Origin of the sequence: Agarivorans sp. QJM3NY_30 (assembly GCF_050870855.2) — a bacterium.
In the GTDB taxonomy this organism is placed as follows: Bacteria; Pseudomonadota; Gammaproteobacteria; order Enterobacterales; family Celerinatantimonadaceae; genus Agarivorans.
Window position 1 is genome coordinate 3,432,686 of record NZ_CP194038.2, and the last position, 19,006, is coordinate 3,451,691.

Annotated in this window: 18 protein-coding genes; 11 read left to right on the forward strand and 7 right to left on the reverse strand. The window is 43.9% G+C overall.

Annotated elements, in window-relative coordinates; all coding sequences use genetic code 11:
• Positions 1 to 8: 8 nt before the first annotated feature.
• From oppC to ACRRSX_RS15620, 3 genes are all read right to left on the reverse strand, one after another.
• The gene (oppC, locus tag ACRRSX_RS15610) at positions 9 to 917 is read right to left on the reverse strand and encodes an oligopeptide ABC transporter permease OppC (RefSeq protein WP_432452282.1); all 909 of its coding nucleotides are present in this window, start codon (positions 915 to 917) and stop codon (positions 9 to 11) included.
• Between the two features lie 9 nt (positions 918 to 926).
• Positions 927 to 1,847, reverse strand: coding sequence for an oligopeptide ABC transporter permease OppB (gene oppB, locus ACRRSX_RS15615; protein ID WP_432452281.1), 921 nt, complete (start codon positions 1,845 to 1,847; stop codon positions 927 to 929).
• A 96-nt stretch (positions 1,848 to 1,943) separates the two neighbouring features.
• Entirely contained in the window at positions 1,944 to 3,572 is a 1,629-nt protein-coding gene (locus ACRRSX_RS15620) for an ABC transporter substrate-binding protein (protein ID WP_432452280.1), read from the reverse strand.
• 551 nt (positions 3,573 to 4,123) lie between these two features.
• Between ACRRSX_RS15620 and adhE the strand changes: the two genes are divergently transcribed.
• Together adhE and ACRRSX_RS15630 are read left to right on the forward strand one after the other, a co-directional pair.
• Positions 4,124 to 6,784 carry a bifunctional acetaldehyde-CoA/alcohol dehydrogenase gene (adhE, locus tag ACRRSX_RS15625; protein WP_432452279.1) on the forward strand — a complete coding sequence of 887 codons (2,661 nt, stop codon included), beginning with the start codon at positions 4,124 to 4,126 and terminating at the stop codon, positions 6,782 to 6,784.
• 293 nt (positions 6,785 to 7,077) lie between these two features.
• A complete protein-coding gene (locus ACRRSX_RS15630) occupies positions 7,078 to 7,809 on the forward strand; it encodes a DUF3108 domain-containing protein (RefSeq protein WP_432452278.1) in 732 nt (243 codons plus the stop codon).
• A gap of 24 nt (positions 7,810 to 7,833) precedes the next feature.
• Here the strand turns inward: ACRRSX_RS15630 and ACRRSX_RS15635 are convergent, their stop codons facing one another.
• Positions 7,834 to 8,781 (reverse strand): LysR substrate-binding domain-containing protein, encoded by a 948-nt coding sequence (locus tag ACRRSX_RS15635; RefSeq protein WP_432452277.1) that lies wholly within the window; start codon positions 8,779 to 8,781, stop codon positions 7,834 to 7,836.
• Positions 8,782 to 8,877: 96 nt separating this feature from the next.
• Between ACRRSX_RS15635 and ACRRSX_RS15640 the strand changes: the two genes are divergently transcribed.
• The 6 genes from ACRRSX_RS15640 (at position 8,878) to ACRRSX_RS15665 (ending at position 13,706) form a co-directional block, all read left to right on the forward strand.
• A complete protein-coding gene (locus ACRRSX_RS15640; RefSeq protein WP_432452276.1) occupies positions 8,878 to 9,117 on the forward strand; it encodes a DUF1127 domain-containing protein in 240 nt (79 codons plus the stop codon).
• A gap of 463 nt (positions 9,118 to 9,580) precedes the next feature.
• Positions 9,581 to 10,414, forward strand: a complete 834-nt coding sequence (locus tag ACRRSX_RS15645; RefSeq protein WP_432452275.1) for an SDR family oxidoreductase — start codon at positions 9,581 to 9,583, stop codon at positions 10,412 to 10,414.
• 44 nt (positions 10,415 to 10,458) lie between these two features.
• Positions 10,459 to 11,334: a TraB/GumN family protein gene (locus ACRRSX_RS15650; RefSeq protein ID WP_432452274.1), complete on the forward strand. Its 876-nt coding sequence runs from the start codon at positions 10,459 to 10,461 to the stop codon at positions 11,332 to 11,334.
• 68 nt (positions 11,335 to 11,402) lie between these two features.
• Positions 11,403 to 11,546 (forward strand): DUF3149 domain-containing protein, encoded by a 144-nt coding sequence (locus tag ACRRSX_RS15655; RefSeq protein WP_432452273.1) that lies wholly within the window; start codon positions 11,403 to 11,405, stop codon positions 11,544 to 11,546.
• 72 nt (positions 11,547 to 11,618) lie between these two features.
• The gene (gene smrA / locus ACRRSX_RS15660; RefSeq protein WP_432452272.1) at positions 11,619 to 12,194 is read left to right on the forward strand and encodes a DNA endonuclease SmrA; all 576 of its coding nucleotides are present in this window, start codon (positions 11,619 to 11,621) and stop codon (positions 12,192 to 12,194) included.
• A 24-nt stretch (positions 12,195 to 12,218) separates the two neighbouring features.
• Positions 12,219 to 13,706, forward strand: a complete 1,488-nt coding sequence (locus tag ACRRSX_RS15665; protein ID WP_432452271.1) for a carboxypeptidase M32 — start codon at positions 12,219 to 12,221, stop codon at positions 13,704 to 13,706.
• Positions 13,707 to 13,894: 188 nt separating this feature from the next.
• Here the strand turns inward: ACRRSX_RS15665 and ACRRSX_RS15670 are convergent, their stop codons facing one another.
• Entirely contained in the window at positions 13,895 to 14,224 is a 330-nt protein-coding gene (locus tag ACRRSX_RS15670) for a hypothetical protein (protein ID WP_432452270.1), read from the reverse strand.
• A gap of 223 nt (positions 14,225 to 14,447) precedes the next feature.
• Here ACRRSX_RS15670 and ACRRSX_RS15675 point away from each other — a divergent pair, with 223 nt between their 5' ends.
• Complete coding sequence (locus ACRRSX_RS15675) at positions 14,448 to 15,545, forward strand: ketoacyl-ACP synthase III (protein WP_432452269.1); 1,098 nt, start codon at positions 14,448 to 14,450, stop codon at positions 15,543 to 15,545.
• A 157-nt stretch (positions 15,546 to 15,702) separates the two neighbouring features.
• On the opposite strand, the gene cobT is transcribed toward ACRRSX_RS15675, so the two are convergent.
• Complete coding sequence (gene cobT, locus ACRRSX_RS15680) at positions 15,703 to 16,743, reverse strand: nicotinate-nucleotide--dimethylbenzimidazole phosphoribosyltransferase (RefSeq protein ID WP_432452268.1); 1,041 nt, start codon at positions 16,741 to 16,743, stop codon at positions 15,703 to 15,705.
• 297 nt (positions 16,744 to 17,040) lie between these two features.
• On the opposite strand from cobT, the gene ACRRSX_RS15685 reads away from it, so the two are divergent.
• Together ACRRSX_RS15685 and purU are read left to right on the forward strand one after the other, a co-directional pair.
• On the forward strand, positions 17,041 to 17,502 hold the full coding sequence (locus ACRRSX_RS15685; RefSeq protein ID WP_432452267.1) for a YchJ family protein: 462 nt from the start codon (positions 17,041 to 17,043) through the stop codon (positions 17,500 to 17,502).
• Positions 17,503 to 17,530: 28 nt separating this feature from the next.
• The gene (gene purU / locus ACRRSX_RS15690) at positions 17,531 to 18,367 is read left to right on the forward strand and encodes a formyltetrahydrofolate deformylase (protein WP_432452266.1); all 837 of its coding nucleotides are present in this window, start codon (positions 17,531 to 17,533) and stop codon (positions 18,365 to 18,367) included.
• Here purU and ACRRSX_RS15695 read toward each other — a convergent pair.
• The gene (locus tag ACRRSX_RS15695; RefSeq protein ID WP_432452265.1) at positions 18,364 to 18,894 is read right to left on the reverse strand and encodes a VC2046/SO_2500 family protein; all 531 of its coding nucleotides are present in this window, start codon (positions 18,892 to 18,894) and stop codon (positions 18,364 to 18,366) included. The genes purU and ACRRSX_RS15695 overlap by 4 nt on opposite strands.
• Positions 18,895 to 19,006 lie beyond the last annotated feature (112 nt).

Consider the following 19,006-nt stretch of genomic DNA (forward strand, 5'->3'; position numbering starts at 1 on the left):
CCCTTGCCTTAACGATCTTTAGGATCTAAGGCATCACGTAAACCGTCGCCTACATAGTTAAAACTAAATAAAGTCACTACCATGAATCCAGCTGGATAAAGCAGCTGCCAAATAGCGATTTCCATGGTTTGTGAACCATCTTGTAATAAGGCGCCCCAAGAAGTCATCGGCTCTTGTACCCCTAAACCAAGGAAGCTTAAAAATGACTCGGTTAAAATCATCTGTGGTACCAATAAAGTGGCGTAAACCGCAACGATACCCAATACATTAGGAACAATGTGGCGAGTAATAATTTTCCACTTAGAGACACCGCAAACTTCAGCAGCTTCGATAAACTCTTTATTTTTTAAACTCAGCGTCTGACCTCGAACAATCCGCGCCATGTCTAACCATGACACCGCACCGATCGCCACAAATACTAAGAAAATATTGCGGCCAAAAAAGGTCACCAGTAAAATCACAAAAAACATGAAGGGGATGCCATAAAGAATTTCCAGCAACCGCATCATGACTCGGTCAACCGTGCCGCCCAAAAAGCCGGAGGTTGCACCATATAAAGTGCCAATTAACACCGCAACAAAAGCGCCCATCACCCCGACTAACAGCGATATTTGCCCCCCAAGTAAAGTCCGAACAAACATGTCTCGACCCAAGGCATCGGTGCCAAAGTAATGGCCGCTTTCAATCGAAGGTCCTTGGTGCATCGCCCCCCAGTCGGTGTCATCAAACACAAAGTCACTGAGGTGAGAGCCAAAAATAACCAATAAGGTAATTACAACTAATATGGTTAAACTAACCATCGCAGCGCGGTTGCGCATAAAGCGTATCCGGGCATCTTGCCATAGGCTACGACCTTCAATTTCCAAATTTTGAGCAAACTCGCTAATTGCGTCGCTATTTTGTTTATTGTCTAACATAACAGCCTCTTAGTAGCGAATTTTAGGATCGATAAAGGCATACAGGATGTCTACGATCGCATTAAATAAAATGGTAAAAGTACCAATCATAATGGTTAAGCCTAATACCAAAGAGTAATCACGATTCAGTGCACCATTTACAAACAACTTGCCAAAACCAGGCAAACCAAAAATGGTCTCAATCACCACCGATCCGGTGATAATTCCCACAAAAGCGGGCCCCATGAAAGAGACCACAGGCAGCAAAGCGGGGCGCAGCGCATGCCGTAATACGATATAACGAAATGGTAAACCCTTCGCTTTGGCGGTACGAATAAAGTTAGAGCTCAAGACTTCAATCATGCTACCGCGCATAATTCGGGCAAAAGATGCCACATACAACAACGACATCCCCAACATTGGTAAAATGATGTACTGGATCGCCCCTCCATTCCAGCCCCCTGCAGGTAACCACTGTAATTTAATTGCAAAGATATAAACTAGGGTTGGCGCAAGCACAAATGAAGGCATCACCACCCCCGCCATTGCGGTGGACATGATACTAAAATCCATCCAGGTATTCTGTTTGAGAGCAGCCAGTGTGCCAACCGACACGCCCATCAACACCGTAAAAACAAAGGCGATGGAACCAATCTTGGCAGAGACAGGCAAAGCTTGTGCAACCAGCTCATTCACTGAGTAATCTTTGTATTTGAATGATGGGCCAAGATCGCCTTGAACTAAATTACCGAGGTAAGTCAAATATTGCTCTAACACCGGTTTATCTAAACCGTACTTCGCCTCAATATTGGCTAAGACTTCAGGCGGGAGTGAGCGCTCACCAGAGAAAGGACTTCCTGGAGCAAAACGCATCATGAAAAAGGTAACGGTGATCAATACCAACAAAGTTGGTATTGATTCTAATATTCTTTTAAAGATGAACTTAATCATACTATTTCCAACTATTAAACTCTGTTGTCGCGACTAAGTTCTAGCCACAACAAAATAAGGCACCTTAAGAAAAGGTGCCTTATTATTAATCATCAATTACTGAGCAATGATGTATAGGTCTTTGCTGTACACTTTGTCTTCTGCGTTGTTCATCGGGTAACCACCAACAGTCGGTTTAACCAAACGCGCATTCACGTAGTGATAGATAGGAGCTAAAGGCATATCTTTTGCCAATTGCGCTTCAGCTTGACGGTAGTTGTCACTCCGTACGGCAGGATCAACCGCTACCATTGCCGCATTCATGAAACCATCATAGGCAGGACTATTATAAAACTGGTCGTTATTACCATTGTTACTTTGCATCAACGACAAGAAAGTAGACGCTTCATTGTAATCACCACACCAACCCGCACGAGTCACGTCGTAATTACCGTTGCGACGGTTATCCAAGAAAGTTTTCCACTCTTGGTTTTCTAAGTTAACTTTTACTCCGAGGGTTTTCTTCCACATCGACGCGACTGCAATTGCAATCTTCTTATGGTTATCACTGGTGTTATATAACAAGCTAAACTCTAAAGGTTTGTCTTTGGTGTAACCCACTTCTTCCAACAAGGCTTTAGCTTTCGCATTGCGCTCTTTTTGAGTCCAGGTTGCATATTCTGGTTTGTCGAAATGTAGGCCAGCGACTTTCTGGTGGGCGAAATTGTAAGCGGGCAGTTCACCCTTACCGACGATATATTTTGCAACCGCGTCCCGGTCAATGGCGTAAGACAACGCTTTACGAACACGAACATCATCAAATGGTGCTTTCTTGTTATTAAAACCATAGTAGTAAGAACAGAGGTAAGGCGTCACCTTCAAGGATTCAGGTTGTTCTTTTTGCATCCGTTTAAAGTGTTCGTTAGCCATCTCGTAAGTCATGTCGATTTCACCCGCTAAGAAACGGTTCATATCGGTTACTTGGCTTTCGATAGGTAAATAAGTCACTTTGTTAATCACGGTATGCGCGTTGTCCCAGTAATTTTCATTACGGACCATCACGATTTTTTCGTTCACCACCCACTCAGATACTTTGTAAGCCCCATTACCAACGAAGTTCGCAGGTAGTGTCCATTTATCCCCGTATTTTTCAACAGTCGCTTGATGGACTGGCTTCATGGTGGTGTGTGAGGTCATTGCCACAAAATAAGGCAATGCTTCCGTCAGCTGGATCTGTAAAGTGTAATCATCAAGTGCTTTTACTCCTAACTCAGAAGCCGGTTTTTTACCGTCAATGATGTCTGCAGCGTTAACCATAGTGGTCATTTCTAAAAACCACGAATAAGGTGCAGCTGTTTTAGGATCAACTGCACGTTTGAAGCTATATTCAAAATCGTGAGCTGTCACTGGGTCACCATTTGACCACTTAGCATTGTGACGCAAATGAAACACAAATGTTTTGTTGTCTTTTGTTTCCCATGACTCCGCTGCACCTGGCACCAGATTACCCTGACCATCTTGGTTAACTAAACCTTCTAAAAGCTCACGGATCACATTCGATTCAGGGACGCCTTCGGTTTTGTGGGGGTCAAGAGACGCTGGTTCTGAACCATTGCCACGTACTAACTCTTGTACAGGTGCCAATTTTACACCAGCAGGAACATTGGCAGCATAAGTAGTCATGGCGAATGAGCCGAATATGGCCGCGCCAATTAAGCTACCAATAAGGGTTTTAGCAGTTTTCATTTTAATCTCCATCTCCACACGGTGAGCTACAATGAGCCTAACCATGTAATTTCCATTCACTTTTCATGAATATTAAATCAGTATAATGTTCTGAAAAAACGTACAATCACGCAAGATGCTACACCCGAAGAAACAAAACAACAAATAATAAGTTGATTTTTGTGATTGGCTCAAACTAACTATTTACATAATATGTATGAATTAGTTTATCGCTCCAAGCCTAAGAATTAAGGTGGTACCGAATCAATTCAACATGAAAGCATAACTGAAAGACAAACAGAACAAATGAGATGAAAACAGTAAATAAATTACATTATTTGTATTAAATAATACAAATAGGCCACTATATAGGTAAATAAAACGTTATTTATTTACATTTGTAACTTAGTAACACATGATCTGGATCAAGCTAAAGCAACGAATGGCTATTATAATCGCTGGTGAAAGTTAATTACTAAACCACTCAAGCGTCTATTTAGGGTCTATAATGTGGCAGTTTATTTGACCATTTCGGTTTACTAATTAATTTTAGTTTAAATGAGGAGAACAGGATGCCTGTAGGTAATATAGATGAGTTAAACGCAATGGTTGCTCGAGTGAAGGCAGCGCAAGCTATTTTCGCAACATACAGCCAAGAGCAAGTGGATAAAATTTTCCGCGCCGCGTCACTCGCAGCTTCTACAGCCCGTATTGAACTCGCTCGCATGGCCGCTGAAGAGTCTGGCATGGGCATTATGGAAGACAAAGTGATTAAAAACCACTTCGCTTCTGAGTTCATCTACAACAAATATAAAGATACTTTAACTTGTGGTGTCATTGAACGTAATGAAGAAGGTGGTACCATTACCATCGCTGAACCAGTAGGGATCGTTTGTGCTATCGTACCGACTACCAACCCAACCTCTACGGCAATCTTCAAAGCTTTAATCAGCTTGAAAACCCGCAACGGTTGTATTTTCTCTCCACACCCTCGCGCTAAAAACTCAACCAACTTTGCCGCACAGCTGGTACTAGATGCAGCAATTAAAGCTGGTGCACCTAAGGATATCATTGGCTGGATTGATCAACCTTCTGTTGAATTGTCTAACGCACTAATGAAGCACGATGACATCTCTTTAATTCTTGCTACTGGTGGTCCAGGCATGGTTAAAGCAGCTTACTCTTCAGGTAAGCCAGCAATCGGTGTTGGCGCGGGTAATACACCGGTAGTGATCGATGAAACAGCTGACGTGAAGCGTGCTGTTTCTTCAATTCTGATGTCTAAAACCTTTGATAACGGCGTAATCTGTGCCTCTGAGCAAGCAGCAATCATCGTTGAATCAAAGTACGACGAAGTATTGGCGCGGTTCGCTAAATATGGCGCAGCAGTACTGAGCAAGTCAGACGCAGACAAAGTCCGTAAAGTACTAATGATTAACGGCGCTCTTAACGCAAAAATTGTTGGTCAACCTGCTTATAAAATTGCTGAATTAGCCGGTGTAACCGTACCTAAGTCAACTAAAATTCTAATCGGCGAAGGCTTAGAAGCTTCTTTCGATGATGAGTTCGCCCACGAGAAACTATCTCCGACTTTAGGTGTGTTCAAAGCGAAAGACTTTGAAGATGCGGTTCGCCAAGCGGGTATCGTGTTAGATATTGGCGGTGTAGGCCATACTTCTGTTCTTTATACCGACCAAGATGCAAATGCCGAGCGTATTGCTTACTTTGGCGACAAAATGAAGACGGCACGTATTTTAATTAATACCCCTTCTTCACACGGTGGTATTGGTGACCTTTACAACTTTGAACTTGCACCTTCATTGACTCTTGGTTGTGGTTCATGGGGTGGTAACGCGATTTCTGAAAACGTGGGTCCAAAACACCTAATTAATAAGAAAATTGTTGCTAAGCGAGCTGAGAATATGTTGTGGCATAAACTTCCTAAATCAATCTACTTCCGCCGCGGTTCATTACCTGTTGCCATGGACGATTTAGATGGCAAAAAACGCGCAATGATCGTGACTGACAAATTCTTGTTCAACCACGGTTACATCGACGATCTACGCTCAATCCTTAAAGAAAAAGGTATGGAAGTAGAAATATTCCATGACGTAGAAGCAGATCCAACATTAACCATCGTGAAAAAAGGTGCTCAAGCCTGTCACAGCTATCAACCAGATGTAATCTTAGCGGTTGGTGGTGGTTCACCAATGGATGCTGCGAAAATCATGTGGGTAATGTACGAGCACCCAGAAACTGATTTCGAAGATCTATCAATGCGCTTTATGGACATCCGTAAACGTATTTATAAGTTCCCTAAAATGGGGTCAAAAGCTGAACTTGTCTGTATCACTACAACTTCAGGTACTGGTTCAGAAGTCACACCTTTCGCAGTGGTAACCGACGATGCAACGGGTCAAAAATATCCATTAGCTGATTACGAGTTAACACCGAACATGGCTGTAATCGATGCTAACTTAGTGATGGATATGCCTAAGTCACTCTGTGCCTTTGGTGGTTACGATGCGGTAACGCACGCCATGGAAGCTTATGTTTCTGTTTTAGCGAACGAATACTCAGACGGTCAAGCTCTGCAAGCACTTAAGATGCTGAAAGAATACCTACCAAGCTCTTACAAAAATGGTAAGTCTGACCCTATCGCTCGTGAAAAAGTACACAATGCTGCAACCATCGCTGGTATCGCGTTTGCGAACTCTTTCCTAGGTGTGTGTCACTCAATGGCTCACAAATTGGGTGCAGAATTCCACGTACCGCACGGTTTGGCAAATGCTTTGTTGCTTACCAATACCATTCGTTACAATGCAACCAATACACCAACCAAACAAACCGCATTTTCACAATACGACCGTCCGAAAGCACGGGCTCGTTATGCTGAAGTTGCTGAGCACTTGGGCTTCCGCGAAGGGAATACTGAAGACAAGCTTAATGCATTGTTAACTTGGTTAGACGAACTTAAAGTTGAAATCAATATCCCATTATCAATTCAAGCTGCGGGTGTTCCTGAAGCAGAGTTCCTTGCTAAAGTTGACGAGTTAGCGGTTGACGCGTTTGATGACCAATGTACTGGTGCAAACCCACGTTACCCATTAATCGCTGAATTAAAACAAGTGCTACTTGATTCGTACTACGGTCGTCCTTACGTAGAAACCGAAGAACGTGAAGCAGCTGAAAAAAAAGCGCCCGCTAAAAAAGCAAGCAAAGCAAAAGCTTAATTTTATTAAGTTAATTTCAAAGTGATCATAAAGCCCCGCTGATGCGGGGCTTTTTATTTTTGGTTTCACTCGAAGCTTTGTCATACTTAGCTCAGTATAATACCAATTTGATTCATTATATGATCAACCTATTGCGCAGAATAAATCTGCCGATAACTAGGCATGAAGTGCAGTAACGAATGACTCTGATGACACGATACATAACGCAGTTAGCGCAGATTTAGCCCAGCAAGAATCAACAGATAATGAGTTAGATAGGTATAATAAGCATGTCACCCTTTGGATGAATTGTTATGTCGTTATTAAAAACCGTAAGCTTTGCAAGTTTGTTATTGAGTACCACCACCGTGGCACAGATCCTTCCCTTTGAAGCTGAATATGCAGCAAGCTTTAAAGGGATCCCAATCGCTACTGGCTACCGACAGCTCATAAAACTCAATCACAATGTGTTTCAAATAAAAAGCCGTGCCAGTGCTTTAGGCGGGGGATTTTCCTACGATGATACCTCGCGCTTTTCCTATCAACAGGAGCAGGTGCAAACCTTAGGTTTTGTTCATAAGCAAAAAAGTTTATTTAGTCACTTACAAGCAATTGGTCACCCAGACCGTAAAGGTGGATTAATCGTTGAAATTAATGGCAAGAGTCATCACTTTGAAGCGCCCGAAGACGTAAAACAATTAATGGATACCGCTGGCTTTTCGGTGCAACTACAAAATGACCTAAAAAATGGCCTCACCGATATGAATTATCATTACAACGCCATTGATGAAATTGAAAACTACCGCTTCAATGTCATCGGAAAAGAAACGATCAACACCGAACTAGGTGAATTCAAAACGCTTAAGCTTGAACAAAAAAAGCGGGAAGGCCGCAAAACTTGGTTATGGCTTGCACCAGCGCTTGATTATCAACTGGTGAAAGCAGAGATTATTCGTAATGACAAAAGCTGGGCAACCTTAGAAGCCACTCGAATTACGATTGAACAAAGTTCACCACCAGAGCAGCAAACGGCAAAATCGCTGTAAACAATCGAGCACCTCAACGACGAACTAACAGCACTCTTTGGCTTGTACCAGCTTTATATCAGTAGATTTAGCTTGGCTGTCAAACCAAAAACTTTCCACTTCAGCACTGATCCAATGGCTGAATTGGCGCACCTTTTCTCGCTTTAAATAGGGCTCTGGAGCGACTAAGAAATAGCTATAACTGGAACGCACCGCAATATTCCCTAATTGAACTAAAGTCCCCTGCTGAATGTATTTCCAAGCCAGACTATGTCTCACTAAAGCTATCCCTTGCACAGATAAAGCTCCTTCTAACACCACGTGGGCGCCTTGATAGATTAAGTTGGCTTTGGTAGGACTTTGTTTATAACCCGCCAATTGTAACCAATACTGCCAGTTCATATCTGGGCGAGCATCATCTATCACCGTATGTCCACTTAAGTCATCAAGGGATAAACCCGGGTGTTGCTCAAAGTAAAGCGGATGACAAACTGGATAAATATGGTCATCCATTAGCTTTTCGGATGCTAAACCAGGGTATTCCCCCAACCCGTAACGCACACATAGGTCCACAGGCTCTTGGCGAAAATCAATCAAGGTATCTTTCGGCATCAACATCACCGACAAGTCGGGATGTTGCTGACTAAAATCACCCAAGCGTGGCACTAACCAGTGTTGAGCAAATGAAGGTAGTACCGAAATCGATAAAGTATTTGGGTTAGGATCTTGACTCAGCTGCCTAACTCCATCCTGTAAACTCACAAAGGCTTGTTTCGCATAGTTATATAAAGTGACCCCTTCAGCGGTTAACACGACCTTACGATGCTGCCGCTCGAATAACTTAACCTCAAGTCGCTCTTCCAACTGGCGGATCTGTTGACTCATCGCCGCAGCCGTTACATATAGCCTAGCCGCAGCTTGCTTAAAGCTGCCTAATTCAGCCGCCATATAGAAGCAATATAGCCCTTGCAAAGGGGGCAAACGCTCACTCACTTAAGCTCTCCTTAACTCACAGTCTGTTTAAGTCGTTTGTCAGCCTAACCTAAAATCAAATAATGTTTAAGTGCAAACAGCATAGGAGCATCAAAAATGAATAGACACAGTGGAACACATCAGCAAATGAGTCAGTTTAGAGTTAAACCAGACTTACTTTTAATCCAGCGACTCTGGTTTAGCATCAAGTATTTTGCGGCACACTACGAACAGTGTATTGAGCGCGCCAAGCTGCGTAGACAGCTAGCTAGCCTGCCCGATTACCTACTCAGAGACATTGGTGTCAGTCGTAGGCAAGCCAACATTGAAGCGAGTAAATCCTTTTGGAAAAAATAATTTTGCGTCAAAACGCTATAAGGACAAGGTTTGATTTGTAAAGTTCAGGCCTTGTCCACTGAACAAAGTGTTTTTCACCTACATATTCGGTTAAACTCCGACTGTAAGTGAGCATTTCTATGGGTAAATTTGACATTATCTCTAGCGCGATAAATTTGAGCAAAAGATTGCCCCCATCAAGTCAAACGTATCCTCGAAGGCAATCCCTATCGGATTGATTTAAGCCTTATCATGGCCTCTTGGAAATACACAAACCTTACTGAATCTGCCTTTACACCAAGATAAGCCTTACCTATATGTACAAATGAGTAAGCTTCGGTTTGACTCCAAACATGATTTAAAAGCCGACCGAAAGACATTTCATCTCTAGTAGGCGACCAATTGCTCCAAAGCCAAGCAGCCAAGGATCTGCCAATTGTATATCTATCCAAGCGTAAATCTTTCAACAATAAGCAGGCAAGACATGAAACCAGAGCAAGCAAGCATTTTGATTACCGGCTGTAGTAGTGGCATTGGTTTATATTGCGCTCAACAACTACCAAAGCATAACTATCACGTCATCGCATCTTGTCGCTATTTATCCGATGTTATACGGCTCCAAGAGATGGGCTTAAACTGTATACAATTAGATTTAGCCTGTCAGCAATCCATCGAACAAGGCTGGCAACAAGCCTTGAAAATGGCTAACGGAAAGATAAGCTACCTGTTTAACAATGGCGCCTACGGACAACCCGGAGCGCTAGAAGATCTGCCCACTGAAGCACTGCGCCAGCAGTTTGAAATCAATTTGTTTGGTTGGCATCATCTGAGCCGCTTAGTGATTGCTCATATGCTTGAGCGACAACAAGGACGAATTATCCAGAATAGCTCGGTGCTAGGGCTCGTAGCAATGAAGTATCGTGGCGCTTACAACGCCAGTAAATTCGCCCTAGAAGGGTACACAGATACCCTGCGCCTAGAATTAGCCGATACGCCAATTAAGATAAGCCTGATCGAACCAGGACCGATTATCAGTTCATTTAGAAAAAATGCCAAAATTGCCTTCGAGCAATCAATCAAACTAGAGCAAAGTCGCCACCAAGCAGCTTACCAACATACCTTAAAACGTCTCGGCCAAGAAGGTGCTAGCTCTCGCTTTACCTTACCTGCTAGCGCTGTATTTAACGCACTACTGCATGCCCTAGAAGCGCCAAGCCCGAAAGTTCGCTACTATGTGACCTCCCCCACTCATCTGTTTGCTTTATTGCGTCGTTGTTTACCAGTCACTTGGCTCGATGCAATACTCAGAAAAAGTTAAGTACGCATGATAAAATGGCTTACCTTTTCAATAACGGATTTATTATGTCAACTTGGATAAAGCGTTTAGGTTCGCTGTTACTAATCCTTTCGAGTACTCAGCTGGCTGCTGAGCCTTCACTCTGGGTGGCCAGTAAAGCACAACAACGCCTCTATTTGTTCGGCTCGATCCATTTAGGTAGCGAGCAGTTTTATCCACTACCTGCAGCATTTATCGATGCCTTTAAGCACAGCCAACAACTGATCATCGAAACTGATATCACAAAGCTAAGCGCGAGTGATCAGCAAATGCTGAACACCAGAACACTGCAACCGGCTAATCGCAGCCTCAACGATGATTTAAGCCCTCATTATCAGCAACTGTTAAAGCAACGTAGCCAACAACTAGGTATTTCCGAAACACTATTTAGCAATATGCGAGCTTGGTATGCCGCCATTGTACTCAGCCAATTGCAAATGCAAGCCTTAGGTTTTAAACCTGAGCTTGGACTTGATCTTCACTTCATCGAACAAGCAAAACAACGATACAAGCCAATTATCGCACTTGAGACTTTTGAACAACAATTGGAAGCTTTAAGCAGCCTTGAGAGTATTCAAATTCCTCTCTTACAGCAAACTCTCGATGAATTCGAACAGGTTCCTCAGATGTTCAATCAACTCGTGGAATACTGGAACAAAGGGGATAACCAACAACTATTTGCGCTGCTTGGTGAAGATCCAATGTTCCAACAAGAAGCCGAAATGGTGATCAATAAATTACTCTACCAGCGAAACCAGCAATGGCTGCAACAACTCACCGAACTCAATAACACTAGTTTTGTCGTCGTTGGTGCCATGCATCTATATGGCGAACAAGGCTTACTCAGTAATTTAGAACAACAAGGTTATGTAATTCGTGAAGTTGATCCAAACACAGATTGATCACTATCAATTTGGCTAATATTCAACCAAGTTATGCTCAGGTGACCTCATAAGAAGGAATCTTTAGCATGGATCTTTGGTTAGACTTACTGTTTGGTAATAGCATTGGTTTAATGTCTATTTCGGTGATCGCGATTACAATTGGTTTGATGATTTTTTATACTTATTATTTCCTAAAAAAAATCAGCCAAAGCGAACCACCACAAAAATAAGCGAACGCAGCGGTTGCGCCGCTGCATGCTCTCATCTATAAAGAAGGGACTTCGTTGTTCAGGAGTTCTTTTATGTCTGAAGAATTTGATCTATTTCAGCAAGAAGTTGCTGGAATCAAGCCCTTAAAGCAAGACGCCATCATCGGCAGTAGTGCAACTTTAGATTCCGCCGCAAAGCAGGCTCGTCAATTAGCAGCCCAACAACAGGCAGCGAGTCATCAAGATTACCTTTCACTGGAACAGGTTAAACTATTACGCCCCGACGATCCCGTCAGTTACAAAAAATCTGGACTACAGCAAGGTGTATTCAAGAAGCTCCGTTTGGGCAAATATGAAATCCAAGCCAAGTTAGATTTACACAAACTTCGCCTTGAGCAAGCGCGTAACGAAATTATAAGTTTCATCAAACAGTGCCAGCAATTAAACATTCGTAGCGCATTAATCATTACCGGCAAAGGCGCAAATAGCCAACCACCAGCATTACTAAAAAGCTACGTGAGTGGCTGGCTACCGCAAATTGAATCGGTATTAGCGATACATAGTGCTCAGGCCATACATGGTGGCAGCGGTGCCATCTACGTACTGCTGAAAAAAAGTGAATTACAAAAACTCGATAACCGCGAACGTCATGCTCGCCGAATCCGTTAAATTCACATCGACCAAGGAATAATTATGACAAAGCCCAACGCTTACCAACAACTCTGCCAGCACTTTCAACATCTATCTAAGCTCGCGCATTTAAATGCTATCTGTAGCTGGGATCAAGCGACAATGATGCCTAATGGTGGAAATCAAGCCCGTGCCGAAGCACTGGCAGAACTCGCCGTATTAATCCATCAAAAGTCCACCCATTCAGCAATGCCAGAATGGCTAGAACAAGCCAAACAACTAAACCTAAATCCGCAACAACAGGCCTCGTTACGAGAAATGAAACGTCATTGGCAACAGCAAACTGCCCTCCCCAGCGATCTCGTCAAAGCAAAATCTTTGGCAACCGCACATTGCGAACACGCTTGGCGTGAACAGCGTGGCAACAACGACTGGAAGGCCTTTCAGATTAACCTACAAGCGGTGATGCAATTAGCCATTGAAGAAGCGCAGATCAGAGCCGATAAAACTGGGTTAAGCCCTTATGATGCGATGCTTGATCTCTACGAACCCGGCATGCAAATGCAGCGTTTGGATAAAATATTTGGTGAGTTACACGCCTGGCTCCCCCAACTGATCCAACAGGTCGTCGAACAACAAAAAAGTTGGCCCGCGCTTCAGCTCAATGCGCCCTTTGCCAGTGATAAACAAAAGCAACTCGGCTTAGCAGTGATGAAGAAGCTGCAATTCGATTTTAATCATGGTCGCCTCGATGTGAGTACTCACCCCTTCTGTGGTGGAGTCCCTCAGGATGTTCGAATTACCACCCGTTACGAAGAACAAGACTTTACTCGCTCGCTGATGGGAATAGTGCATGAGACGGGTCATGCTCGCTATGAGCAAAATCTACCTTTAGATTTCCTCGATCTACCAGTGGGTCAGGCCCGCTCAATGGGCATTCATGAAAGCCAAAGCCTATTCTTTGAAATGCAATTGGGTCGCAGTCAGGCATTTATTGAACAACTACTCCCCTTAGTCAATCAGCATTTGTGCCATCAGCAACCAATGCGCTTAAGCGAGCTCAAACAACACTACCTTAAGGTACAGCCCGGTTATATTCGAGTTGACGCCGATGAAGTGACCTATCCTGCACACATCATGTTGCGCTACGAATTAGAACGAGACCTGATTACCCAAAAAATTACCGTGGCTGATATCCCGGAATTATGGGATCTCAAAATGCAACAGTATTTAGGACTATCTACACAAGGCAATTACCAAGATGGTTGCATGCAAGACGTGCATTGGCCTGCTGGTTTAATCGGCTATTTTCCGTCCTACTCACTCGGTGCAATGTATGCAGCACAATTTCACACAGCGCTGGTGAAACAACATCCGGAGGTACCCGCGCAAGTTCAAACCGGTAATTACGATACGGTCTTTGCCTGGTTACAAAAAAACATCTGGTCACAAGCCAGTTTCTACCCAAGCGATGAACTAGTCAGCCGCGCCACTGGCGAAAACTTAAATAGCCAGTATTTTAAACAACACCTTCAAGCTCGTTATTTATAATAGTTGTGACGGCAGCTCGACAATACGGTTCACTGCAAGCTTAATAAATGCAAGCAAGCGATTGTTTACGTGAATGAAATTATTAATAAAACAAAAGCTTGCGAGCATTAACAAGACGACTAGTCGCTCACCATAAGTCACATCAAGCATATTTATCGTGAGCGTTCCCCCAAACTAGGGCTGAACACTCATGAGTGTCCTACCTCATCCGCATCGAGTAATAACCATTCCTCGCTCCTTAAGGGAACTGGGGCTCTCACTTCGCAAATGTCACTCAATGGCCAAATAAACATCTCAGCGAAAAACACGGCTATATCATCCAGCTCACCATTTACCGCGACTTTTTTAAGTAGCGGCAAGGCCGCTATCTGTTCAGAAGCAAAAGCGAGCCGAGTCAAGGGATCGGCGCAGATATCAATGCTTAGTTCAAAATAGCGAGTAAGGTGATTAAAGCGCGAGCATTCAATTTTATCGTCGTTTGGGAATGCTGACGCGAATTGTTGACCTGTCACCGTCATATAAGACCTCAATCTAGTTATACCAGAGCTTATAAGCTATCCATGAGCCCAAACCAAGCTGTCAATTTGCCTACACTTAAGTCTGAAAAAATAGACTCAAACTGGGATATCTAGCTTAAGTCATAAAACCAACCAGTCAAGCTCAAGAATCAGACAATTTGGCTATTTAGCATGCATCAGGCATAATCCTTGGCACATTATAGTATGAGAGTTTCTAGCCTTTATGTATCACGCCGAAATTACCGGATGGGGCAAATGTATGCCTCCTGCACGTCTATCTAACCACGATTTAAGTACTTTTATCGACACATCCGATGAGTGGATAAGTAGCCGAACAGGTATTAAAGAGCGTTGTATATCGCATGTGGATATCGCCGAACTAGCTGCCAATGCAGGTTTGCAAGCTCTCGCTGCGGCAAACTTAGATGCAGCACAACTCGATGCAATTATCTTGTGTACCTGCACAGCTGGAACAACAGTGCCAAACAGTGCCAGTCGCGTGCAACAGCTACTACATGCCGATCAAGCGGCCGTGTTTGACATGAATGCTGCTTGTAGCGGTTTTGTTTACGGCCTACAAACTGCGGCGGCCTTAATTCAAACAGGAGCAATGCAAAGAATATTGTTAATTGGTGCCGAGCGACTCAGTCAATTGCTCGATTGGACCAAGCGCGATACTGCTGTGTTATTCGGTGATGGTGCCGGAGCGGTGATCATCGAAGCCAATGATGATCCAGAAAAAGTTGGATTTTTAGCCGCTAAGTTAGGTTGTGACAGTGAAAAACGGGAAATTTTATCAATTGCGGATTTTGGTACCAACCGCAAACGTTTTAGCGGTGTAGATACCCTGTACAACTTCCAGTTTGAAGGGCCCGAAATCTTTAAACGTGCCGTAAAAGGTATGGGAGAAGCTGCCAGCAATGTCTTGGCTCAGGCACAAGTTGCTAATCATGAACTTAACTTCATCGTGCCTCATCAAGCCAATCTACGGATCATCGACGCTCTCGCCAAACGAATTGGCGCCCCCGATGAAAACATCATGATCAACATTGAAAAATACGGAAACACCTCAGCAGCAACGGTTCCTGTCGCCTTATGTGAAGCCTTAGAGCAAGGTCGAATTAAGCCCGGTGACAATGTCTTATTAGCAGCTTTTGGCGCAGGACTCACCTGGGGAGCGGCCGTTATTCGCTGGGGAAAACGAGTGACGCCAGTCAAACAATCCACCGCCAGCCTGCCCGCTTGTAATCAAAGCGCCTTAGAACTGCTGGCCCCTGCCATCGAAGGTTGCCAACAGGCAAGGAAAGCACAACTCACTTAACTCAGCGCTTCCAGTGTTGCGGTCGAGCCAAGCCATATCAAGTCGACCGAGGATTGCTTTTCAATATTAACGACTTGCAGCAATGGCCATCGATTGATTTAAACCGATGGCCTAGATGTTCTCTGCATGCAAAATCAAGAATAGCCTTGGACCTTAGCTAGCCCTGCTGTTGGCTCACCCCTGCCGATTCAAATGAGGCCATTTGATTGAGAAAGGCGACAGCGGAACAAACCAAGGGATAAGCTAATACTGCGCCGCTCCCTTCACCTAAACGTAAGGACAATTCTAACAAGGCATGAGCATCCATCGCCTTCAATAAACGCTGATGTGCCTGTTCCGCGCTTTGGTGGCAAAACACCATATATTGTTTCACCAGAGGATTGATTTGATAAGCAACCAACGCTGCAGCTGAACAGATAAAACCATCCACCAAAATCACCATCCGCCGACTCGCGGCTTCAAGCATCGCCCCCACAATGGCCGCTATTTCTAAACCGCCAACCTTCGCCAACCATTGTTCGGCCGTATAATCTCCGCGATGATGGTTCATTGCTTGCTCTAATACCGCAACTTTATGTGCCAAACCTTGGTCATCTAAACCAGTGCCTCGTCCAACACAATCGCTAACCGGGAGTCCCAAACAACCAGCCATCAACGCGGCTGCACTGGCTGTGTTGGCGATCCCCATTTCACCGAAAGCCAATAAATTAGATCCCTCTAAGGCCGCTTGACGAACTCTAGCCACTCCAACCTCCATCGCCTGCTCCGATTGCGCTTGGGTCATCGCGTCTGAACTTAAAAAACTTTTTGTTCCAGCTGCCACTTTACAACACGCAACCCCCTCTTCTGAAAGTAATTGGCTAACACCAACATCAACAATCTCAAAAGCAAAACCGTGCTGGCGACAAAATACATTAACCGCCGCACCCCCTTCCACAAAGTTTTGCACCATTTGCGCCGTCACAGCTTGTGGATAAGCACTCACCCCAGCTAAAGCAATCCCATGGTCGGCGGCAAATACAATCATTTTTGCGCGCTGGATCACAGGTTCAAGGGTCGACTGTATCAGGCCTAACTGACAAGCTAATGACTCCAATTGGCCCAAAGAACCTTGTGGCTTGGTCTTCAAATCAATCTTATTTTGCAGTGCCTCTGCCAAACCAAGCTGCAAAGGCTCAATTACAAATTTAGTACGCAAATTCAATTCCCTAGCAATCATAATACCTCGTTTAAGCTTAACTCGTTTAAGCCTTAGCTTTAACCAAAACATGTATTTATCAAAGATTAACTTGTCCCTAAGCAAGCCAGCCATAGATCGCAGATGAAGGCTTAAAAAAAAACGATTTACAATACAAGTTTTCACTTTCTATTGCTCGACATCTCAAAGTCACCGCCTAAAAGAAAGCCGCTAACGAACGAACTCTAAGCAATTTTCAGCTGTGTTATTGCCAACTTCTTGCTACACTTCGCCCTCAGTCAAATTAGAGGTTCCAGAGTGTTAGTTTGCCCTTGCGGTAGCGGCTTGAACTTTGTTCAATGTTGTCAACCCTATATCAGCGGCTTATCAAGCCCGACTCATTGTGAGCAACTAATGCGTTCCCGCTATAGTGCCTATACTCTGGGTGATGCGAACTACTTATGGCAAAGCCATCATCCGGACTTTCGTCCAAGTGAGCAGCCCTTAGCACTCAACGCCGAGGAAGCGACACAATGGGAGAAACTCGAAATTTTATTTAGTTGCGACCGACTCGATGGCAACAGCGGAATTGTGGAGTTTAAAGCTCATTTTCGCGAGCAAGGCCAACTTAATATTTTGCATGAACGCTCTAATTTCACAAAAATTGCTGAACATTGGTTTTATACCGATGGTGTATTTTCTCCTTCACCCTTGGCTCGCAATGCTGCGTGCCCCTGCGGGAGCGGGAAGAAACTGAAACAGTGCTGTAAAAAATCTTAACTTTAAAGCTGAATAAATCGAAAACACCATGGAAAGAAAAATTCTTTTAACCGAATGCCCAGATGCCAAAGGTTTAATCTCAACCATTACCAACATCTGTGCCAAGCATCAACTCAACATTATTAAAAATAACGAATTTGTCGATAATGAAGTGGGACGTTTCTTCATGCGTACCGAGTTAGAAGGCTATTTTAACGACCAAACTTTGCTCGCTGATTTAGACAATGCACTACCTATTGGCAGCGCCCGTCGTTTAGTCGGGGCCGGACGCAAGCGCATCGTGATCATGGTCACCAAAGAAGCACATTGCTTAGGCGATTTACTCATGAAAGCCGTATACGGTGATATGAATGTTGAAATTGCCGCAGTTGTAGGCAACTACGATATCCTACAAGCGCTCACTGAGAAATTTGACATCCCCTTCCATTACATTAGTCATGAAGGATTAAAACGTGAGCAACATGAACAGCTGATCATTGAAACTGTCCAACAATATCAACCCGACTATGTGGTACTCGCTAAATACATGCGGATCCTCACACCAACATTTGTCGAGGCGTTCAGCAATAAGATCTTAAACATTCATCACTCGTTCTTGCCAGCTTTCATTGGTGCTAAACCTTATAAACAAGCCTACGATAGAGGGGTTAAAATCATTGGCGCTACCGCTCACTTCGTGAATAACGATCTAGATGAAGGTCCTATCGTAGAGCAACACGTGATTCATATTGACCATACCTACAGCGCGCAAGAAATGGCAAAAGCTGGGCGAGATGTAGAAAAGTCGGTATTAAGTCGCGCCATGCAACAAGTGCTCGATGAGAAAGTATTTGTTTACGGGAATCGAACTGTAGTTTTTCGCTAATTATAATATTTAACTTTAAGCGGCTTCGAATAATCGAAGTTGCTTAGTACTTGATAAATTTCACTACCTTTTACTTCTACATCGGGTATGACTTGCAGTGGTTTACTAGCCGCGCCATGTTTTAACCGCGTCAGTAGACTCACGTTATTCATGACCTCTTCACGAACTCCATCGAGCGTATCGTCCGCGCAGGCGGCATAACCATTTAAGGCTTGCTCCAAACGAATGGTATCAATTGAGCCCTTTTGTAAATGCTGACTCCAATTCGCCTGCACTTCGAACTCATCAGCCTGAGCAATTAGAGGGCGAGCTTCACGAAGCTGCAATTGAGCTCGCAGATCTTGCTGTACTTGTTCGGCCGCAGGTTTTTGCATGGAAAATTGAGCCTGATCGCAAACGTTTTGGCTCAACATACTCAATAGCAGATGAAAATGAGCAAGATCACCCTGCTGAGAGCAACGATTAAGCGTATCGCCTAACTGCAACTCATCACACAAACTATGATTTCTTATCTGCTCAACTAACATTGCGCCCCCTTCTACTGATTACCTATATCGGTAGAAAGACACAAAACTTTAGTTCACATTCACGAAATGAACAGATATTAAGCAAACAGTCTTAAGCTATAAAATTTATCGC